The sequence below is a fragment of the Streptomyces sp. NBC_01260 genome, from assembly GCF_036226405.1.
In the GTDB taxonomy this organism is placed as follows: domain Bacteria; phylum Actinomycetota; class Actinomycetes; order Streptomycetales; family Streptomycetaceae; genus Streptomyces; species Streptomyces laculatispora.
The window spans coordinates 2,301,077-2,319,008 of the sequence record NZ_CP108464.1 but is presented as its reverse complement, the minus strand read 5'-3'; the positions used below and the strand labels follow the sequence as shown (position 1 = coordinate 2,319,008).

Here is a 17,932-nt window from a genome sequence, read left to right as displayed (position 1 = left end):
GGCGGCTCACTCCCGTACCCGCAGCAGCAGCACCGATCTCGCGGGCACGGTGAGGCCGGTGTCGCCCCGGTGGACCGTGCCCGGCGCGGTGGACTGGTCCTCCCGTGCGGTGTCCAGGACCAGCTCGTACGACTGTGCCCACGGCGGCCCCGGCAGCCGGAAGTCCGCCGGGCGGTCACCGGCGTGCAGCACGGCCAGGAAGCTGTCGTCGGTCACCGGCTCGCCCCGGGCGTCCCGGCCCGGGATATCGCGTCCGGAGAGATAGAGCCCGATCGTCGCGGCGGGTGCGTACCAGTCCTCCTCCGTCATCTCGGCCCCCTGCCGGGTGAACCACGCCAGGTCCCGCAGCCCGTCCGGGGCCTGCGCCCGGCCGGAGAAGAACGCCCGTCGGCGCAGCACCGGATGGGTGTGGCGCAGCGTCAGCACCCGGGCCGTCAGCTCGGTCAGCTCCCGCCACTGCGGCTGCTCCAGCAGCGACCAGTCCAGCCAGCCGACCTCGTTGTCCTGGCAGTACGCGTTGTTGTTGCCGCCCTGGGTGCGGCCCATCTCGTCGCCCGCGACCAGCATCGGCACCCCGGTCGACAGCAGCAGGGTGGTGAGCAGGTTGCGCAGCTGACGGCGGCGCAGCGCGTTGACCTGGGCGTCGTCACTCTCGCCCTCGGCGCCGCAGTTCCAGGACCGGTTGTCCGAGGTGCCGTCGCGGTTGCCCTCGCCGTTGGCCTCGTTGTGCTTCTGCTCGTAGCTCACCAGGTCGCGCAGGGTGAAGCCGTCGTGCGCGGTGACGAAGTTGACCGAGGCGTACGGGCGGCGGCCGCCCCACGCGTACAGATCGCTCGATCCGGTCAGCCGGTAGCCGAGATCGCGTACGTCGGGCAGCGCGCCGCGCCAGAAGTCCCGTACGGCGTCCCGGTAGCGGTCGTTCCACTCGGTCCACAGCGGCGGGAAGGCACCGACCTGGTAGCCGCCGTTGCCGACGTCCCAGGGCTCCGCGATCAGTTTCACCCGGCGCAGCACCGGGTCCTGGGCGATCACCGCGAGGAACGGGGAGAGCATGTCGACGTCGTGCATCGAGCGGGCGAGCGCCGCCGCCAGGTCGAAGCGGAAGCCGTCGACGCCCATCTCGGTGACCCAGTACCGCAGGGAGTCGGTGATCAGCCGCAGGACGTTCGGCTGCACCACGTGCAGGGTGTTGCCGCACCCGGTGTAGTCCGCGTATCTGCGGGCGTCGGACTGGAGCCGGTAGTAGCCGCGGTTGTCGATGCCGCGCAGCGACAGCATCGGGCCGAGCTCGCCCGCCTCCGCCGTGTGGTTGTAGACCACGTCGAGGATCACCTCGATCCCGGCGTCGTGCAGGGCGCGGACCATCCGCTTGAACTCGCCGACCTGTTGGCCCGCGGTGCCGCTCGCGCAGTAGCCGGCGTGCGGGGCGAAGTAGCCGATCGAGTTGTAGCCCCAGTAGTTGTGCAGCCCGCGCCGGAGCAGATGGTCCTCGTGGGCGAACTGATGCACCGGCAGCAGCTCCACGGCCGTCACCCCGAGGCGCTTCAGATGGCCGATGGCCGCGGGGTGCGCGAGTCCGGCGTAGGTGCCCCGCAGCTCCTCGGGGATGCCCGGGTGGAGCTTGGTGAAGCCGCGGACGTGCAGTTCGTAGATGACGGTGTCGGCCCAGGGGGTCTTGGGCCGCCGGTCCTCGGCCCAGTCGTCGTCATCGTGGACGACCACCCCCTTGGGGACGTACGGGGCGGAGTCCCGTTCGTCGCGCACGGTGTCGGCGACCTGCTGCTGGGGCCAGTCCCTCACATGGCCGTACACCTCGGCCGGAAGGGTGAAGGAACCGTCCACCGCACGTGCGTACGGATCGAGGAGCAGCTTCGCCGCGTTCCAGCGGGCGCCCGTCCACGGGTCCCAGCGGCCGTGCACCCGGTAGCCGTAGCGCTGCCCGGCCCGTACGCCGGGCACGAAGCCGTGCCAGATCTCGTGGGTCAGCTCGGTCAGCGGCAGCCGGGTCTCGGTGCCGTCCTCCTCGAAGAGACAGAGCTCCACGGCCTCCGCACCGCCTGCCCAGAGCGCGAAATTGGTGCCCGCCATCCCGTCGGGCCCCACCCGGAAGCGGGCTCCGAGCGGCATCGGCGTACCGGGCCACACGGTGGGCGGCCGCCGCCCGTGCCCGACGGCGGGCATCTGTACGGGGCCGGCCGGCGCGGTGGCCGGCCGTTCCACCGGTTGTCCGGCCGGTCCCGGAAACGTCTTCGGCACTGCCTCCTGCTCGGCTGCGCTCGACACCTGCTCGCCTCCCGCGGCTCGTGGGGGACCGGCACCGAAAGGGAGCACGCGGCGTCCCGGCCGCGGCTCCCCGAGTGTGGTCGTCCCCTCTGTTCTGCCCACGAGTGGACCCGCACTCACGTTTCCCCCGACGGGCCCCGGTCGTTGGGGGGGACGTGAACCACGTAGCGAAGAAGGCAGACGCGAGCCCGGTCACCGTGCTGACACGGTCGGGACTGCTCGCCGTACTGGCCGTACTGGCTGTTCTGACCGGCTGCTCGGGCGGGGGCCCGGTCATCGGCGGGAAGGCCCGGTCGCCGCAGGAGGCGATCCGGATCACCCCGCAGGACAGGGCCGAGGACGTAGGACCGGACAGCAAGGTCGAGGTGAAGGTCCCGGACGGGCGGCTGGAGAGCGTCAAGGTGACCCGGATCGAGGACGCGCAGAGGCAGGAGGTGAGGGGCCTGATCGCGAAGGACGGCCTCTCCTGGACTCCGCAGGGAGCGGCGGGCCGGCTCGGGCTCGCCGCCAAGTACAGCGTCGACGCGGTGGCCCTGGACGGCGCGGGGCACCGCTCGGCCCGCCACACCACCTTCACCACGGTGGTACCCGAACACCGCTTCAACGGCCACTTCAAGCCGGAGAACCGGTCCACGGTCGGCACCGGCATGATCGTCTCCTTCGAGTTCAACCGTCCGATCACCCACCGCGCGGCGGTGCAGCGGGCCATCCGGGTGACCAGTGATCCGCCGGTCGAGGTGGCCGGGCACTGGTTCGGCGCGGACCGGCTGGACTTCCGCCCGGCCGCCTACTGGGAGCCCGGCACGAAGGTCACCGTCGAGGTGGGGCTGCGCGATGTGGAGGGGGCGCCGCAGGTGTACGGCACCCAGCACAAGACCATCAGGTTCACGGTGGGCCGGGAGCAGACGTCCCTGGTGGACTCGGCCGCGCACACCATGGAGGTGCGCCGAGACGGGCGGCTCGTCTCCACGGTCCCGATCACGGCGGGTTCGCCGACGACGACCACGTACAACGGCAAGATGGTGGTCAGCGAGATGCACGAGGTGACCCGGATGGACGGGCGGACCGTCGGCTTCGGTGGCGAGTACGACATCAAGGACGTCCCGCACGCCATCCGGCTCACCGAGTCCGGCACCTTCCTGCACGGCAACTACTGGTCCGACGACGACGTCTTCGGCTCGACCAACGTCAGCCACGGCTGCATCGGGCTCCGCGACGAGCAGGGCGGCAGCGGGTCCACCCCGGCCGGCTGGTTCTTCGACCGGACGCTCGTCGGGGATGTCGTCGAGGTCGTCAACTCCAAGGACAAGATGGTCGCCCCGGACAACGGGCTGGGCGGCTGGAATCTGAACTGGACCCAGTGGAAGGCGGGTTCCGCCGTGCGCTGACACGCCTCGGCCCCCGCATGGACACCCGGGGTCTCCCGGAGCCGTCACTCCCGCAGCCGTACGGACGGCGCGGCCGGTGCGGCCGCGCCGTCCGCCGCGTTTGCCCCCTGCCGGTACAGCCCCCCGGCGCCGGTACCGCCCGCGACCAGGCGAAGTCCTGAACGAGTTGGGACGGAACGGTGACATTCCGGGGGAGATCTGCCCGCAGTCGGTGTGATTATCTTTCGCTGAGCGCGCATATGCAGCGCGCGGGGGCGGGAGCCTGTGAGCTCCCAGGGCCTTGGCGGGGCCAGGCCGTGCGAGGGGAGACGACCACATTGAACGGGCAGCCGATATCGGGGACATTGGCCGGGGCGAACAGCGGGCGGCGTGGACGTGGAGCCACCGGACTGCTGGCTCTGGTGCTGGGCGCGCTGTTGCTGCTGGTGACGGCATGCGGCGGGGAAGACACCGAGGGCGGGAGCAAGGGCGGGGCGGGCGGTGCGAAGACCGGCGACACCAGTGCCTCGCAGGCGGTGGTGAAGGTCGCCCCGAAGGACGGTGCCGACTCCGTCGCCACCAGCGGGGCGCTGAAGATCTCGGCCGAACAGGGGAAGCTCTCCACGGTCAAGGTCTCCGACGCCAAGGGTGCCGAGGTCGAGGGCAAGATCGCGGCGGACGGCGCCAGCTGGGAGCCGGACCAGCATCTGGCCTCGGCGACCAAGTACAAGGTCCACGCCGTGGCCAAGGACGAGAAGGGCCGTGAGTCGGCGAAGGACACCGCCTTCACCACGCTGGTCCCGCAGAACACCTTCATCGGGCAGTACACCCCGGAGGACGGTGCCACGGTCGGCGTCGGCATGCCCGTCTCGATCCACTTCACCCGCGGCATCACCGACCCGGAGTCCGTCGAGAAGGCCATCAAGGTGACGGCCGAGCCGGCCGTCGAGGTCGAGGGCCACTGGTTCGGCAACGACCGCCTGGACTTCCGGCCGCAGGACTACTGGGCCGCGGGCACCAAGGTGACCGTGAAGCTCAACCTCGACGGCGTCGAGGGACGCCCGGGGGTCTACGGCAAGCAGGTCAAGACGGTGTCGTTCACCATCGGCCGCCGGCAGATCAGCACCGTGGACGCGAGCTCGCACCGGATGAAGGTCGTCCGCGACGGCAAGCAGGTCAAGGACATCGCGATCTCCGCGGGCGCCCCGGCCACCACCACGTACAACGGCCGGATGGTCATCAGCGAGAAGCTCCGGGTGACCCGGATGAACGGTGACACCGTCGGCTTCGGTGGTGAGTACGACATCAAGGACGTGCCGCACGCGATGCGCCTGTCCACGTCGGGCACCTTCATCCACGGCAACTACTGGGGCGGTTCGGGCGTCTTCGGCTCCAGCAACACCAGCCACGGCTGCGTCGGCATGATGGACGCCCGCGGCGGCGGCGACCCGGGCACCCCGGCGGCCTGGTTCTTCAACAACTCGCTCATCGGCGACGTCGTGGTCGTGAAGAACTCCCACGACAAGACGATCCAGCCGGACAACGGCCTCAACGGCTGGAACATGGACTGGTCGGAGTGGACCAAGTAGCCCTGATCCGTGACTGACGGCGGCCCCCGGGACCACACTGTGGTCCCGGGGGCCGCCGTTGTCACAGGCGGAGCGGAGCGGCACGGGGCGGTATTTCGGCACGTATTCGGTACGTGCGTAACGGTCCGGTTCGTTATGCGGGTGATGTTCCGGGCACGTATGCCGAGTGCGGGGGCCCTTCCGCGGCCCGGGGATTGTCCGACAGGTCGGGCTCTTTTTCTGTCACGGCTCTCCCGGCGGTGGAAAGGGATCGTCGACCAGGCCTGCCCGGGTCAGATGAACACCGGCCTGAAAGCGGCTGAGAGCTCCCTGTTCATCCATGATTTCAGCGATATGGCGACGGCACGTCCGGACCGATATGCCGAGCCGGCGGGCCACCATTTCGTCCTTGTGGCCCATTGCGAGAAGACGCACTATTGACTTCTTGAGGTCATCGATTGTGTGCGTGGTGTTCTTCGCGTCGGGAATGAGTGGGCTCGCGGTGTTCCACAGGTTCTCGAAAGCGGCGCAGGCGAACGCGACCACGGCCGGGTCCCGCACCGCGGCCGCCGATGTCACGCCGGCCCCCCGGGAGGAGTCCGTGGAGTGGGGGAGAACGAGCGCTTCGCGGTCGAAGGCGACGAGCGGATCGATCAGTTCCGCGCTGGTCCTGACCTCGGCCCCGTGCTGGGTGAGCTCCCGCACCAGGGCCCGGGTGACCAGGTCGCCGCGGATGGCGTGCTGGTAGATCAGCCGGGCCCGCACCCCGCGGGCGAGCAGATCCAGGGCGATGGTCCGGGCGGTCGGAAAGGCCTGGCAGGGGCGGGCGCCACTGGGCAGGACGAGGAGGAGTTCCTCCCGGCAGTGGGTGCTCATCTCGTTGATCAGCGTGTGAAAGGCCGCGGCGTCGGCGGGATCGCACGCCGGGGGAGGAGCGGCGGAGGGCGGACCCGCCCGGTCCGGCCCGTTCTCCGCGAGGTCACCGGTTTCGCCGTCCGTGTGACGTTCGCGCAGCTCACGTTCGCGCAGCTGAGCTCCGAGCGCCCGTGCCAGCAACGCCCCCGCCTCCTCCGCGTCCACCGGGGCGATGAGTTCGCCCGCGGCGGCAGCCGACCGGATCAGGCCCAGGAGCCGCAGCACCCGCTCCGCGCCGATCGACTGCTCGGGACTCAGGCTCAGACCCTCGGCGACGGCCTCGCGCTCGAACCGGGTCTCGTCCCCGCTGAACCGATGCGTCGATGCGCCGCGGTCCTGTGGTGTGAATTCCCCAAGCGAGTGGGAGCCTCTGGCTGCCGGCATTCGCTGCTCCCCCCTTGTGCCCGCAGGTCGGTGGGCTTCGACTCTAGGGTATCTGGATTTCGTGAAGAGAAATGGAGCGTGAATTCGCTCACGAGTGATCCGAGGGTAAGGCTGTGCGGTGGAGAGGGGCGGTGCGGAAAATTTCGGAAAGCTTGTTGGGAATTGAAACAGCAGTGTTCGGGGAGTTGCCTCGGCGGTGCCGAGTCAGGAAAAATTCCCCTCATGTCGAATTGCCTGTAAGGGCAATCGGGGCGGGCTGGGTCGATCATGAGCGTAACCGAGGGGGTTGCGCATCGAACATTATTTACTCAATTAATGCATTTCATTTACCGTCCCTTTACTTGCGTTCGGGTCGTGACACCGTTTGGGTTTGCCGTATGCAGGGAAGCGGTTAGTTGAAGGTTTTCCCTGTTTCCACCGTGCGGCCAGCCGCGCGCCGCGGAAGTGCGGACGGAACGCGGCAGTGCGCGGACCGGCCGTTCACTTCACGCGGACAGGGCGATCGCGGTCACGACGAAGCCGCGCCCCACCGACCAGCGCCCGCAGAACGTGTCGTGACGTCGCCCGGCCACCTCGGGGCCCGGCACCAGCAGCCGCGCCGAGAAGGTGCCCGCCGGGTCGAAGTCGAGTTCCGCCTCCGTGAAGTCGAGTTCGCGCCGGGTCAGCGGATACCAGGTCTTGAACACCGACTCCTTGGCGCTGAACAGCAGCCGGTCCCCGCACACCTCCGGGCGTCGCCGGGCGAGTGCGGCGAGCCCGGCTCGCTCGCCCGGCAGGGAGACGACCTCCAGCACGCCGTCGGGCAGTGGCCGATTCGGTTCCGCGTCGATGCCCAGTGACGCGACGGCCCCGGTGCGGGCGACCGCCGCCGCGCGGTAGCCGGCGCAGTGGGTCATGCTGCCGGTCACGCCGTCCGGCCAGCTGACCGCGCCCCGCTTCCCGGGCAGCAGGGGCGCCGGCGGCAGACCGAGTTCGTCCATCGCGCGCCGCGCGCACAGCCGTACGGTGGTGAACTCGGCGCGGCGGCGCGCCACCGACCGGGCGATCACTGCCGTCTCCGCCGGGAAGAGCCCGCAGTCCTCCCGGGGCGACAGATCGCCGAACACGCCCACGGCGGCCACCTCCGGGGGAAGTATGGCCTCGATCATGCCGCGTGCTCCGATGTGGGCCGAGGCAGGATCTGGCGCAGCGGGGAGCGGGCCGGCCGGGAACGCCACTCCCTCGGGTATCCGATCGACACCTCCTCGAAGCGGACCCCGTCGTACCAGGTGACCCGGGGGATGTGGAGGTGGCCGTAGACGGCGGCGACCGCGCGGAAGCGCCGGTGCCAGTCGGCGGTCAGCTCGGTGCCGCACCACTGGGCGAACTCGGGGTGGCGCAGGACCCGCGTCGGGTCCCGAACCAGCGGATAGTGGTTGACCAGGACCGTGCCGTGCCCGGGGTCGACGGCCGCGAGCCGCTCCTGCGTGAGGGCGACCCGGGCCCGGCACCAGGCGTCCCGCGACGGGTACGGATCGGGGTGAAGCAGGAACTCGTCGGTGCACACCACCCCCGATTCGTGGGCCACGCGCAGGGATTCCTCCTTGGTGCGGGTCCCGGGGGCGAGGAAGGAGTAGTCGTACAGGACGAACAGGGGGGCGATCGTGACGGGTGCCTCCCCGCCGTGCCAGACCGGGTACGGGTCCTCGGGGGTCAGTACGCCCAGGCCTCGGCACAGCTCGACCAGGGCCTCGTAGCGGGCGGCGCCGCGCAGCGTGACGGGGTCGGCGGGGTGGGTCCACAACTCGTGGTTGCCAGGGGCCCAGACGACCTGGGCGAAGCGCTCCGCGAGGAGTTTCAGCGCCCAGGCGATGTCCTCGAACTTTTCGCCGACATCCCCGGCGACGAGCAGCCAGTCGTCGTCGGAATCCGGCCGGAGCGACTCCGTGATGCGCCGGTTCTCCTCATGGGCGACGTGCTGGTCGCTGAGTGCGAGCAGCCTTCCTTGGGTCACCGAGGCCAGTCCTTCCAGTCCGTGCCGGGTCGCGGTCCACACCGGGCCCGGAAGCCCCGATCAGACGGCTTCGGCCGTGGAGACCGCGAGGTGCAGGTCCACCGGCAGGTCCTGCCGGCGCGTGATGTTGAGCTTGCGGTAGACGCGGGTGAGGTGCTGCTCGACGGTGCTGACGGTGATGTGCAGCTTCAGGGAGATCTCGCGGTTGGTGTAGCCGCTCGCCGCGAGGGTGGCCACCCGGCGCTCGGAGTCGCTCAGCTTCGTGTCGGCATCGGAACGGTACTCCTCCGGGGCGCCACGCCGGTGCATCCCGTCCTCCGGGCCGAGTTCCGGGCAGATCTCCTCGCGCAGCGACTCAGCACCGCACTCCCGGGCCAGGTTCCAGGCCCTGCGGATCACCGCGTCCGCCCGTGCGGGCTCGGAGACCGCCCGCAGCGAACGGCCCAGCGCGGCGAGTGAACGGGCCAGCTCCACCCGGTCGCCGGAGCGGCTCAGCTCGTCGACCGACTGGTTCAGCAGGGCGAGTTGCTGGCGAGGATCCGAGGTCACCGCGCGTAGACGCAGGCTGATACCGCGTACCCACGGCCTGCGCGCGTCCGGGTCGGCGAACTGCTGCTCCACGAGCGCCTTGGCCCGCTGCGTCTCACCGAGCCGGAACAGCGCGTCGGCCGCGTCCGTGCGCCAGGGCAGGATGGCCGGCCGGTCCACGCCCCAGCTCTTGGCGAGCCGCCCCGCTTCCAGGAAGTCGCCCAGTGCGGCGTGGAGTTGATGCGTCGCCATCAGATAGAGGCCGCGGGCGCGCAAGTAGGCGAGACCGTGGGTGCTCTTGAACAGCGTGTCCGCGACGGGCTGGTGGAGCTGCCGGGCGACCGCCGCGTGGTCCCCCATGAGGGTGCGGGCCCGGATCAGGGTGGCCGTCGGGCTGCCGATGAACGCGCTGCTGCTCTGCTCGGGCAGGCAGTCCAGCGCCCGGCGCGCGTACTCCTCGGCGGCGTGCAGATCGCTCAGGCGCAGCAGTACCGCCGCGAGCGCCGAGGAGAACAGGGCCTGCCAGGCGGGGGCCTTCTGCCGCTCGGCCTCGGCGATCAGCTCGCGGCAGCAGGCGGCGGCCCGTTCGGGCTGACCGAAGTAGGAGAGGGACCGCAGGGCGCGCATGACCGGTTCCAGCGTCTCGTCGGTGAGGACGGTCGTGCGCAGGAAGCGTTCGGCGGCCGTGGTCTCGGCACTGTTCTCGGCATCGGCCGCGGGTCTTCCCCCGCCGGGTTCTCGCGGAGTCTCGGCCCGGACACCGGAAGTGCCCGCCGTCTCGGCCGGGCGGGGTCCGTATCCGGTCCCCGCGTGGTCCCCGGCGCCGCTCGCCGCGGTATCGCTGAGGATCATGGACATCACCTCGGCCGCCTCGGCGATCCGGCCCTGGGAGGTGAGGAGTTCGGCCAGCGGTGCCAGGCGCTCGGCGGCCAGCCGGCCGGACCGGAGCACGGCGAGCGGGGCGGACAGGTGCTTCTCCGCCCGGCCCGGGTTGACCCGCCAGGTGACGGCCGCGAGCCGGGTCTTGATGTCGGCCCGCTGCTGTTCGTCGCGGCTCAGTTCGTGGGCGAGTTCGAGCGCCTTCGTGGCACGGACGGAGTCGCCGCGGGCCAGCAGGTCCTCGGTGGCCTCCCGCAGCACGTCAACGGCCCAGGGTACGGCGGTGAGCGATCCGCCCAGCCGGGTGGCGGCGAGCAGGTGCCCGGCGACCCGGGTGACGGATTCGCCCTCCAGGTGCAGGAGTTCGGCGGTACGCAGCTGCAGGCCGGCCAGCACACCGGCCGGCACCTGATCCAGGATCGCCGTCTCGGTGTGCGGGTGCGGGAAGCGGTGGCCGTTGAGAATCCCGGAGGCGGACAGCGAGGCGACCGACTGCGCGGCGGCGAAGGCCGGGACGCCCAGGAGCCTGCCGGCCCGTTCCGGTGTGTAGGCGTCGCCCAGCACGGCGAGCGCCGCGCCGAGGTCCAGCATGTGCGGCCCGCTGTGCCGCAGACAGGTCAGGACGGCCTGCCCGAACAGCCCGCCCTGCTCGGGGCGGAAGGCGTCGGTGCCGGTCGGGGCGGAGCGGTACTCCTCCAGGAGCGCGCGCAGCAGCAGCGGGTTGCCCCCGCTGATCGCGTGCAGCTCGCCGGAGAGCGCCTCGCGCGGGGTGGTGCCGTGGGAGCCGGCCGCGACGCGTCGGCATCCCTCGGGGCTCAGCCGCCGCAGCCGGATGCGTCGCACGTTGCGGCTGCGCAGCAGCTCCGTACCGAAGGCGGCGTCCTGGCCGTCCTGGTGGAGGGGGGTCGTGAGCGCCAGCAGCATCCTGGTGGAGCGGCAGTGCCGGACGATGTGCTGGAGATACCGCAGGGACGCGCTGTCCGCGTGGTGCACGTCATCGACGGTGATGATCAGCACGGTGGTGGCGCTCAGCCGCTCCAGCGCTGTCTGGAACTTCCGCATCGCGCTGACCTGCGGCTGGCCGTCCGGTGCGGTGGAGACCTCGGGGAGCGCGCCGGCCGGTGCGTCCTCGGTCAGCTGTCGCATCAGGCCGAGCGGCAGCTCCCGTTCGGTCGGTGAGCAGAACGCCCGCAGCGTCAGCTCGTCGCCGGTTTCGGTCCAGTCGGCGAGGGTGTCGATGAGCTCACTCTTGCCGCATCCGGCGGCTCCCTCGATGAGGACGATGCGTGCCGCGCCGTTCCGGCACTCATCGAGTGCGGTGCGCAACGCCTGGACTTCCGGCTCTCTTTCGGCAAATTCCACTCTGTCCCCCGAACGCCACGCAGCAGATTGACTTGTCCCGGCATTGGGAAAATGCCTCATTGGAACGCGTGTGGCGTATATGGAACGCGTGTGCGTACGCCACACGCCTAAGAGTGTGGCGCACGCTCGACGCATCCTCTAGTGGCCACAAGCTGCACGCTCGGGAGGCGGTGGAGCGTTCGGCGGTCACGGTCCAACGCTTGTCGGTTCTGGGGGAGTTCGGTCGGTCTAAGATGCCCCGACGACTTCGAGGCAAGGGTGGTGCTGTGGGTCACCGTGAAGATCTTCTGGAAGGTGCGAAGCGCTGTCTGCTGGAGAAGGGGTTCGCCCGTACGAGTGCGCGCGACATCGTGGCGGCATCCGGAACCGCTCTGGCGTCCATCGGCTACCACTACGGGTCCAAGGACGCCCTGCTGGTGCAGGCGTATGTCCAGGCGATGCAGGAGTGGGCGGACGAGTTCGGGCCGGGCACCGCGATCGGGGCCGACCTCGAATCCGCCTCCTCGACGATCGAGCGATTCGAGATGGTCTGGAACCGCATCGTCGAGATCTTCCCGGAGCGCAAACCCCTGTGGGCGCTGAGCGTGGAGGTCGCCGTGCACGCGGAGAACCTGCCCCAGATGCGCGAAGGGCTCTCCAGGGCACAGCCGTTCGGCTGGTCGGCGCTGGTGGCGCTCTTTCACGGCGTGGACGAGAGCGAGGTCGACGAGCAGATGGCGGACACCCTCGGCCGGTTCTACGCCGCGCTGCTCAACGGGGTGATGTCGCTGTGGCTGTTCTCGCCGGAGACCGCGCCCTCCGGGCGTGATCTGGCCGAGGCGATGCGGGCCATTCTGGTGCTGCACCAGGGTGCCGCCGCCGGCTCGGGCCCGGTCGCCTGAAAGAGGCGTGGCCGAGGCTGCTCGAACGGGACGCGAGAGGGGTTCGAGGGGGCGATCGGGCGCCCGGAAGAAGGGCGGGCGCCGCGCCTCCGCCCCTCAGGGCTCGTCGCGGACCAGGCCGGCGTCGCGCAGCTCGCTCACCCAGATGTCCATGTCGGTACGGGTGTTCTCCGGGTCCGTGCACCACAGCTCGGCCAGCATCTCGGCCGCCGGGCCGAGTTGGCCGTTGTGCTGGCGCAGCGCGATCCACATGGCCGCGGCGACGGGGCTGCACCGGTAACTGGCGCCGTCCGTAGCGGTGAGGAATTCGAGGCACCCGTCCTCGGTGACGCGTGAGGTGACGCCGTGCTCTGGTCGTACCGGCACTCTGGCCTCCGTAGTCGATAGCCGGTCGGTGACGGCCAACCATGGGAAGGAGGCGTGACCGTGTACGCGGGGCGGGATGGGATGTCTGTCAGGCCGGTGCGCTCACGGGCGCCGACCGGGACTGCCTCGCACATCGGCTCTTGAGGGCAGACTGCCCGATGCCGCGATAGACGTTAGTCTAGTACGGTCGTCTAGATTCTGGTGAGGGAAGCGCAACTCTGTCCGGATTGCATTGGACGGGGCATGAAACACACATGCCCCGGAGGTGGCTCCGGGGCATGCGGCAGGGGGTTTCCCGAGGCGGACGCCGGTCCGGGCGTCCCCGTACGGCACTCACACGCGGGCGACCGGGCGCGCGGGCCGGGCAGCCCGTCGCCCCCGGCGGCTCACGATCCCACCGCCGGCCCCCTCATGCGCGCGCGGATCAGATCGAGGACCGGAGCCACGTGGGAGTCCAGGAAGAAGTGCCCACCGGGGAACACCTTCAGCTCGAACGACGCCGTGGTGTGCTCGCGCCACGACGCCGCCTCGTCGACGGTCACCTGCGGATCGTCGTCACCGGCGAGCGCCACGACGTCCAGGCCGAGCGGCGGTCCCGGCCGGTAGCGGTAGGTCTCCGCGGCCTTGTAGTCGCTGCGGACCGCCGGGAGGATCATCCGCAGGATCTCGGGATCGGCCAGCACCGCGGAATCGGTCCCGCTCAGCTGGCTGATGTCGGCGATGAGACGGTCGTCGTCCGCCAGGTGCACGGTCTCCTCGCGCACCCGGGAGGGCGCCCGGCGGCCGGAGGCGAAGAGCGTGTCCGGCGGTGTCCCCGCGGCCTCCAGCCTGCGGGCCACCTCGAACGCGAGCGTGGCCCCCATGCTGTGACCGAACAGGGTCAGGGGCACGTCCCCCCAGGGGCGCAGCTCCTCGACGACGAGGCCGGCCAGCTCCTCGATGTCCTCGACGCAGGGCTCGTTCCTGCGGTCCTGGCGCCCCGGGTACTGGATCGCGAGCACGTCGACCGCCGGGGACAGCGCACGCGACACCGGGAAGTAGTAGGTGGCCGATCCGCCCGCGTGCGGGAAGCAGACCAGGCGGGCGCGCGCCTCGGGTGCCGGATGGAAACGCCGGATCCAGGGTCCGGTCTCCCGGGAGTCGTCCGTCATCAGTGCTCCACGTCCTTTCTCATCGTGCCGCCCAGCTGCCGGGCGGCCGGTAGTGCAGCGGTGCGCTCCACCGGGGTGCGGCGTCGGGAGGGGCGTCCGGACCGGTCGCCGGGGCGCGGCGCAGGCTCAGCAGCGCGGCGGTCACCGCGGCGATCTCCTCGGTGGACGGTGCGCCGCCGAGGAAACGCAGCGCAGGTCCGGTGCGGTCCGGGCCGGTGGGCCGGGCTGTCGGGGCGTGGCGGAGAGCGGTCATACGGGTCACTCCTCACAGGTCTCAGGTCGGGGGGTTGCCGTGCTTCCGGGCCGGGACCGGTGCGTCCTTGGTCCGCAGCATCGCGAGGGAACTCGCCAGCACCGCACGGGTCTCGGCCGGATCGATCACATCGTCGACCAGGCCCCGCTCCGCCGCGTAGTAGGGGTGCATCAGCTCCTGCTGGTACTCCTTGATCCGCTGCTCACGGGCCGCCGCGGGATCAGCCGCGGCAGCGATCTCCCGGCGGAAGACGATGTTCGCCGCGCCCTCCGCGCCCATCACGGCGATCTCGTTGGTCGGCCACGCGAAGGACAGGTCGGCGCCGATGGACCGCGAGTCCATCACGATGTACGCACCGCCGTACGCCTTGCGCAGGATGACCTGGACGCGGGGCACGGTCGCGTCGCAGTAGGCGTAGAGCAGCTTCGCCCCGTGCCGGATGATGCCCCGGTGCTCCTGGTCGGTGCCGGGCAGGAAGCCCGGCACGTCGACCAGCGTGACCAGGGGGATGCTGAACGCGTCGCAGGTCTGGACGAACCGCGCCGCCTTCTCCGAGGCGTGGATGTCCAGCACCCCGGCCTGCGAGGCGGGCTGGTTCGCCACGATGCCGACCGTGTGGCCGTCCAGCCGGGCCAGCGCGCAGATGATGTTGGTGGCCCACTGCGCGTGGACCTCGAAGAAGTCCTCGTCGTCGACGATCTCCCGGATCACCGCGCGCATGTCGTACGACTGGTTGGCGTGGTGCGGCACCAGGCTCAGCAGGCTCTCGCACCGCCGGTCCGCCGGGTCGTCGGTCGGTGCCTCGGGCGGTAGTTCGCGGTTGTTCGCGGGCAGCAGGGAGAGCAGGTGCCTGACCTCCTCCAGACACTCCGCCTCGTCGTCGTACACGAAGCCGGCCGCGCCGGAGACCGTCGCGTGCACCTCGGCCCCACCGAGCTGCTCGTGCGTCACCCGCTCGTTGGTCACGGCCTGGACCACGTCGGGCCCGGTGATGTACATCTGCGAGATGTCCCGCACCATGAAGACGAAATCGGTGAGCGCCGGCGAGTAGGTGGCACCGCCCGCGCACGGCCCGAGAATCACACTGATCTGGGGAATCACCCCGGACGCCCGCACATTGCGGCGGAAGATCCCGCCGTACCCGGCGAGCGCCGTCACACCCTCCTGGATGCGTGCCCCGGCACCGTCGCTCAGCCCCACCAGCGGTGCGCCGGTGGAGAGCGCCAGATCCATCACCTTGTGGATCTTCTGCGCGTGCGCCTCGCCCAGCGAGCCGCCGAAGACCCTGAAGTCATGCGCGTACGCGAACACCGTACGGCCGTGCACCTGGCCCCACCCGGTGATCACCCCGTCCCCGCTCGGCCGCCGGTGCTCCAGGCCGAACCCCGTGGACCGGTGCCGCCGCAGCGGCTCCACCTCCTGGAACGTGCCCGCGTCGAAGAGCAGTTCCAGTCGCTCCGGAGCCGTCAGCTTGCCCCGGGCGTGCTGCTGTTCGGTGGAGCGCGGACCCATTCCCTCGTGCGCCGCGCTCTTCAGCCCGGCCGCCTGGTCCACCAGCGAGCGCAGATCCGGCCGGGGCGCCGCGGAGTTGTCGCCCACGCTGTTCGACGGGGCGTCCTGAATCACTGTCATGGTCCCACCCATCCATGGCTCGACGGTGCGCGGCGGGTTCCTCCACCGGCGCCGGAATCCGGATAACCGTCCCTCATTGAAGACCCGGCGCGGCCGCGTGCCCTCCCCTAAGTTGTCCGGCACCCCCCTTAAGGGCTGTCCGCGAGGCCTCGTCCCACCCGCGGCCGGGCCCCCGACCCTTAGGGGCTCTACGGGGGAGCGCCGGGTGGAAGCGAAGTCCCTTTACGCCGCCCGGTCCGCACGGCGCCGCGCCTGTGCGAGCGCGGCGCGTCAACGGAATTGGGACCCGCAACCTTAGGGGTTTTGGCGGCGGCGGGCAGACCTCAGCCTGGGTCCCGACCGGTTCGGAATCGAAGCGCCCGACGGGCTGATCGCTCCGGGACGACGTGCTGAAGGGCAGGAACACCATGAGAGACGACTTCCGCGCCGGTGCTGCGCTGGTCTTCCCCGGCATGAGCCCCACGCGCTTCCAGGACTCGGCCAAGTTCATGCTGATCAACCCGGTGGCCCGCCGGCTGGTCGCCGATGCCGACGACGCGCTCGGCTACTCGCTCGTCGACCGCTACCGCGAGGCCGAGGGCGACTACAGCGAATACGCGCAGGTCGCGTTCCTCGTCAACTGCCTGGCCCTCGCCGCGTGGGCGCACGACCGGTTCGACCCGGAACCCGAGCTCTGCGTCGGACCCAGCTTCGGCGGCAAGACCGCGGCGGCCCACACCGGCGTCCTGGACTTCGCCGACGCGGTCCGGCTGACCGCCGGCTGGGCCAGGCTCCTGGAGTCCTGGTTCGCCGAGAACCACCAGGATGTCGTCACCCACTCCTTCACCCGCGTCCCGCGCCCGGAACTGGACCGGGTGCTCGCCGAACTCGACGAGCGCGGCGAGTGGTACGAGATCTCCTGCCAGGTCGACGAGGACTTCCACATGGTGTCGCTGCGCGCGCCCGTCCTCGACTGGCTGGGCAAGCGGCTGCGTTCGGTCGGCGGTCTGCCGCTGTACACGATGCGTCCGCCCATGCACGCGAGCGTCTTCGCCCCGCTGCGCGAGCGGGCCGAGAAGGAACTGTTCGCCCCGCTGACCTTCCACGATCCGCGGATTCCGGTCGTCGCCGACCAGGACGGCACCCTGCTGACCACCGGCGACCAGGTCCGCACCATGCTGCTGGACGGCTTCGTCCGCCCGGTCCGCTGGCCCGTCGTCGTCGACGCCCTGCGCCGCCACGGCGTCGGCAGGCTCTACGTCGCCGGCCCGGACAGCCTCTTCGGCAGGGTTCCCGTCACCACCAGGAACTTCGACGTCGTCGCCGTGGACCCCAGGACGGCGCTCCGGCCCGTCCGCCGGAGCCTCGCCGCCTGAGCGCGGCCCGACCGCCCCGGACCCAACGCACCTCCGGTGGGACGCGCCCAGGCCGGCGCCGCGTCCCTGCCACCGGAACCAGGACCGGCCGCGGACTTCCGAGCGAGAGGTACACCATGACCCTTCTGACCAGGACCGACCTGGGATTCGCCTATCTGCAGCTGACCGGGTCGGTCTGGCAGGAGCCGGTGCGGTACACGCTGGAGGAGCGGCTGGCGGCGCTGGCCGAGAACAACTGCGTCTCGATGGGCATGAGCGTCGAGGAGCTGGAGACGTTCCTGTCCGACCACTCGGCGGACAAGCTGCGCGGACTGCTCTCCGAGTACGGGGTCCGGCTGCACGAGCTGGAGGTCCACTTCGGCTGGAGCGCCGGACCGGAGGAGAGCGGGCCCGCCCTGGAGACGGAGACCCGCCTCTTCGAGCTGGCCGAGCTGGCCGGCATTCCCTCCGTCAAGTCCTGTGCCGTCTACCCGCCCGGTGTGGAGATGCCCCCCACCGAGGTCCTCACCGAGCGCTTCGGCGCGATGTGCGACCGGGCCGCCGCGCGCGGACTGAACATCTCCCTCGAAGCCATGGCCGTGATGCCCGGCTTCACCTACCAGGTCGCCTCCGACATCATCGTCGCCGCCGACCGGCCCAACGCCGGCCTGCTCGTCGACATGTGGCACCTCTTCCGCGACCCGACGGGCGTCGGCTCGATCGACCAGCTCACGGGCGCGCAGATCGCGGCCGTGGAGTTCGCCGATGCCCCGAGCACCCCGTCCCCCGACGTCATGAACGAAGTCCTCAGCGGCCGTCTGCTGCCGGGCGAGGGCGACTACGACATCACCGGGCTGCTGCACACGCTGGACGCCAAGGGCGTCGACCTCACCCCGTCGGTGGAGGTCCTCTCCGCCGACCTGCGCGCCCTGCCGCTCAGCGAGAACATCGCCCGCACCGCCGCCGCCGTGCGCGCCTCCCTCGAGAAGGCCCGTGGCTGAGCCGGCCATCGCCGCCCCGTACCCACCGAGCGCAG

At 70.8% G+C, this 17,932-nt stretch carries 14 protein-coding genes; 5 read left to right on the top strand and 9 right to left on the bottom strand.

The window, feature by feature from the left end:
• Positions 1 to 6 precede the first annotated feature (6 nt).
• The gene (gene glgX / locus OG322_RS09860) at positions 7 to 2,283 is read right to left on the bottom strand and encodes a glycogen debranching protein GlgX (RefSeq protein WP_443066538.1); all 2,277 of its coding nucleotides are present in this window, start codon (positions 2,281 to 2,283) and stop codon (positions 7 to 9) included.
• Between the two features lie 155 nt (positions 2,284 to 2,438).
• Between glgX and OG322_RS09855 the strand changes: the two genes are divergently transcribed.
• On the top strand, positions 2,439 to 3,671 hold the full coding sequence (locus OG322_RS09855; protein WP_123461746.1) for a L,D-transpeptidase: 1,233 nt from the start codon (positions 2,439 to 2,441) through the stop codon (positions 3,669 to 3,671).
• 317 nt (positions 3,672 to 3,988) lie between these two features.
• On the top strand, positions 3,989 to 5,239 hold the full coding sequence (locus tag OG322_RS09850) for a L,D-transpeptidase (protein WP_164494404.1): 1,251 nt from the start codon (positions 3,989 to 3,991) through the stop codon (positions 5,237 to 5,239).
• A gap of 222 nt (positions 5,240 to 5,461) precedes the next feature.
• On the opposite strand, the gene OG322_RS09845 is transcribed toward OG322_RS09850, so the two are convergent.
• The 4 genes from OG322_RS09845 to OG322_RS09830 form a co-directional block, all read right to left on the bottom strand.
• Positions 5,462 to 6,517 (bottom strand): helix-turn-helix transcriptional regulator, encoded by a 1,056-nt coding sequence (locus OG322_RS09845; protein WP_260146813.1) that lies wholly within the window; start codon positions 6,515 to 6,517, stop codon positions 5,462 to 5,464.
• A gap of 485 nt (positions 6,518 to 7,002) precedes the next feature.
• Positions 7,003 to 7,665 carry a 4'-phosphopantetheinyl transferase family protein gene (locus OG322_RS09840; RefSeq protein ID WP_266410908.1) on the bottom strand — a complete coding sequence of 221 codons (663 nt, stop codon included), beginning with the start codon at positions 7,663 to 7,665 and terminating at the stop codon, positions 7,003 to 7,005.
• On the bottom strand, positions 7,662 to 8,510 hold the full coding sequence (locus OG322_RS09835) for a metallophosphoesterase family protein (RefSeq protein WP_124285073.1): 849 nt from the start codon (positions 8,508 to 8,510) through the stop codon (positions 7,662 to 7,664). Before OG322_RS09835 ends, OG322_RS09840 begins: the two co-directional genes overlap by 4 nt.
• Before the next feature lie 60 nt (positions 8,511 to 8,570).
• The gene (locus OG322_RS09830; protein ID WP_329306306.1) at positions 8,571 to 11,279 is read right to left on the bottom strand and encodes a helix-turn-helix transcriptional regulator; all 2,709 of its coding nucleotides are present in this window, start codon (positions 11,277 to 11,279) and stop codon (positions 8,571 to 8,573) included.
• Positions 11,280 to 11,545: 266 nt separating this feature from the next.
• On the opposite strand from OG322_RS09830, the gene OG322_RS09825 reads away from it, so the two are divergent.
• Positions 11,546 to 12,160: a TetR/AcrR family transcriptional regulator gene (locus OG322_RS09825; protein ID WP_123461750.1), complete on the top strand. Its 615-nt coding sequence runs from the start codon at positions 11,546 to 11,548 to the stop codon at positions 12,158 to 12,160.
• A gap of 96 nt (positions 12,161 to 12,256) precedes the next feature.
• Here the strand turns inward: OG322_RS09825 and OG322_RS09820 are convergent, their stop codons facing one another.
• From OG322_RS09820 to OG322_RS09805, 4 genes are all read right to left on the bottom strand, one after another.
• A complete protein-coding gene (locus tag OG322_RS09820) occupies positions 12,257 to 12,526 on the bottom strand; it encodes a PqqD family protein (protein ID WP_123461751.1) in 270 nt (89 codons plus the stop codon).
• 386 nt (positions 12,527 to 12,912) lie between these two features.
• Complete coding sequence (locus OG322_RS09815) at positions 12,913 to 13,677, bottom strand: thioesterase II family protein (RefSeq protein ID WP_266410907.1); 765 nt, start codon at positions 13,675 to 13,677, stop codon at positions 12,913 to 12,915.
• A 19-nt stretch (positions 13,678 to 13,696) separates the two neighbouring features.
• Positions 13,697 to 13,930 carry an acyl-CoA carboxylase epsilon subunit gene (locus tag OG322_RS09810; RefSeq protein ID WP_266410906.1) on the bottom strand — a complete coding sequence of 78 codons (234 nt, stop codon included), beginning with the start codon at positions 13,928 to 13,930 and terminating at the stop codon, positions 13,697 to 13,699.
• Between the two features lie 21 nt (positions 13,931 to 13,951).
• Positions 13,952 to 15,442, bottom strand: coding sequence for an acyl-CoA carboxylase subunit beta (locus tag OG322_RS09805; RefSeq protein WP_443066591.1), 1,491 nt, complete (start codon positions 15,440 to 15,442; stop codon positions 13,952 to 13,954).
• 608 nt (positions 15,443 to 16,050) lie between these two features.
• Here OG322_RS09805 and OG322_RS09800 point away from each other — a divergent pair.
• Positions 16,051 to 16,917: an ACP S-malonyltransferase gene (locus OG322_RS09800; protein ID WP_123462505.1), complete on the top strand. Its 867-nt coding sequence runs from the start codon at positions 16,051 to 16,053 to the stop codon at positions 16,915 to 16,917.
• Between the two features lie 116 nt (positions 16,918 to 17,033).
• Positions 17,034 to 17,897 (top strand): sugar phosphate isomerase/epimerase family protein, encoded by an 864-nt coding sequence (locus OG322_RS09795; protein WP_123461755.1) that lies wholly within the window; start codon positions 17,034 to 17,036, stop codon positions 17,895 to 17,897.
• Positions 17,898 to 17,932: the final 35 nt, after the last annotated feature.